The organism is Actinomadura meyerae (genome assembly GCF_900188445.1).
GTDB classification, from domain to species: Bacteria; Actinomycetota; Actinomycetes; order Streptosporangiales; family Streptosporangiaceae; genus Spirillospora; species Spirillospora meyerae.
Map to the genome: position 1 here is coordinate 1 of NZ_FZOR01000101.1, position 2585 is coordinate 2585.

At 77.2% G+C, this 2585-nt stretch carries 1 protein-coding gene; it reads right to left on the bottom strand.

Annotation, left to right across the window (positions count from 1 at the left end; translation table 11 throughout):
- Positions 1-2585 (bottom strand): type I polyketide synthase (locus CHF16_RS39045; protein WP_143228393.1); only part of this gene is annotated, 2585 nt, incomplete at both ends.

Consider the following 2585-nt stretch of genomic DNA (forward strand, 5'->3'; position numbering starts at 1 on the left):
TGGGGAAGTCGCCGTGCGGGGGGTCTGGGGTGCGGCCGGGGCGTCCCCGACGAGGAAGCGGGCCAGGGCCTCCGGGGTGGGGTGGTCGAAGACCAGGGTCGCGGGCAGCGCCCGCCCGGTGGCCCGGGCCAGGCGGTTGCGGAGTTCGACGCCGGTCAGGGAGTCGAATCCGAGGTCGTTGAACGCGGTCCCGGCCGGAACGCCGGCCGCCGAGGCGTGCCCGAGGACGGCGGCCGCGGCCGACCTGACCAGGTCGAGGGCGGTCTCCTCGGTCGGCGCGGCCGGGACGGCGTCCGCCCGCCGCCGGGCGGCCGTGCGGACCAGGCCGCGCAGCGGGGCGGGGAGCGTCCCCTCGGCCGCCCGGGCGCGCAGCGCGGGCGGGTTCCAGCGCACCGGAACGGCGACGGGTTCGGCGCCCCGCAGCGCCGCGTCGAACAGCGCCGTGGCGTCCCGCACCGGCAGCGGCAGGACGCCGCCGCGGCCGATCCGCGCCAGGTCGGCATCGCCGAGACGGCCGGTGATGCCGCTCTCCCGCTCCCACAGTCCCCAGGCCAGCGACAGGGCGGGCAGGCCGAGGGCCGCGCGGCGCCGGGCCAGAGCGTCCAGGAACGCGTTCGCCGCCGCGTAGTTGGCCTGCCCGGCGCTGCCGATGGCACCCGCGACGGACGAGAACAGCACGAACGCGTCGAGGTCCAGGTCGCGGGTCAGCTCGTCCAGGTGGCGGGCCGCGTCCACCTTGGGGCGGAACACCGCGTCCATCCGCTCGCCGGTCATATCGTCCAGCAGGCCGTCGGCGGTGACGCCCGCCGCGTGGATCACGGCGGTGACGTCGTGGTCGGTGAGCAGTGCGACGAGCGCGTCGCGGTCGGCGGCGTCGCACGCGACGACCTCGACGTCCGCCCCGAGTCCGGTCAGCTCGGCGAGCAGCCGCTCATCGGCGACGCCGCGCCTGCCGGCCAGCACCAGCCGGCGGACGCGGTGCTCGGTCACCAGGTGGAGGGCCGTGATCCCGCCGAGTACGCCGGTGCCTCCGGTGATGAGCACGGTGCCGTCCGGACGGAAGACCGGCGCGGGATCGCCCGGCTCGGCGCCCCGGACGAGCCGGGGGACGAGCAGTTCGCCGTCGCGCAGTGCGAGCTGCGGCTCGCCCGACGCCAGCGCGGTGGGCAGGGCGCGGTCCGACGCGCCGGTCCCGTCGAGGTCGACGAGGAGGATCCGGTCCAGGTGCTCGGCCTGCGCGGACCGGGCCAGGCCCCATACCGCGGCGACCGCCGGATCGGGGGCCGGGCCCGCGAGGTCTCCGCGCGTGACGAGCGCGAGGCGTCCGTCGCCGGCCCGCAGCCGGTCCCGCAGGACGTCGAGCGCGTGCCCGGCCGCCGCGCGAGGGTCGTCGGAGGCGGGCAGCTCGATGACGGCGGGCGGCGATCCGTCCCCGCTCGGCGGCGCCGCCGCCGGTACCCACGCCGGGCGGTAGGGCCCGCTCGCCCGGCGCGGGCCGAGCGGGCGGACGGCCAGGGAGCCGACCGTGGCGATGACCCGGCCGTCGCCGTCGAACAGCCGGACGGCGACGGTGTCGTCCCCCGCGGGCGAGATCCGGACCCGCGCGGCGGTCGCGCCGGTGGTGTGCAGTTCGACGTCCGTCCAGGCGAACGGGACCCGCGACGGCCCGTCGCCGTGTGCCGCCACGTGCAGGGCCGCGTCCAGCAGCGCCGGGTGGAGGCCGTAGCCGGTGACATCGGTGTCCTCAGGGAGCTCCACCTCCGCGTACAGGTCGGCGCCGCTCGTCCAGGCCGCCCGCAGCCCCTGGAAAGCGGGGCCGTAGTCGAGGCCGAGATCCGCGAGGCGGGCGTACAGGGAATCGACGTCGATCGGGTCGGCGTCCCGGGGCCGCCAGACGGTCTCGTCGGCCGCCGGGGTGGGACCACCCTCGGCGAGGCTCCCGACCGCGTGCCGGACCCAGGGTTCCTCCCCCTGGCGGGCGTGCACCGCGACGCGGCACCGGCCCGAGTCGTCCGGCGCTCCCACCGATAGCTGGAGTTGGACGTCGCCCTCCTCCGGGAGGGGCAGCGGGGCCTCCAGCGCCAGGTCGTGCAGGCGGCGCAGCCCGACGTGCTCACCGGCGTGCAGCGCCAGCTCGACGAACGCCGTCCCGGGGAACAGCACCGACCCGTGCACCGCGTGGTCGGCGCACCAGGGGTGCGTGCGCGGGGACAGCCGGCCGGTCAGCAGGAGTTCACCGCCCTCGGCGATCTCGACCACGGCTCCCAGGAGGGGGTGGTCGGCCCTGCCGAGCCCGGCCCCGGTCACGTCGCCGACCCGGGCCGGTGCGTCGATCCAGAACCGCCGGCGCTGGAAGGGGTAGGTGGGGAGGTCCGTCCAGCGGCCCGGCATGAGCGACGGCCAGTCCACGGCGACACCGTGGACGTGCGCCTCCGCGACGGCGGACACCAGCGTCTCCACCTGGTCCCGGCCGCGGCGCTGGGTCGCGATGGTGATGGCGTCGGGTCGTGTTTCGGTGATGGCGGGGGTGAGGGTGGTGTCGGGGGCGATTTCGATGTGGTGGGTGGCGTTGGTGGTGTGGATGG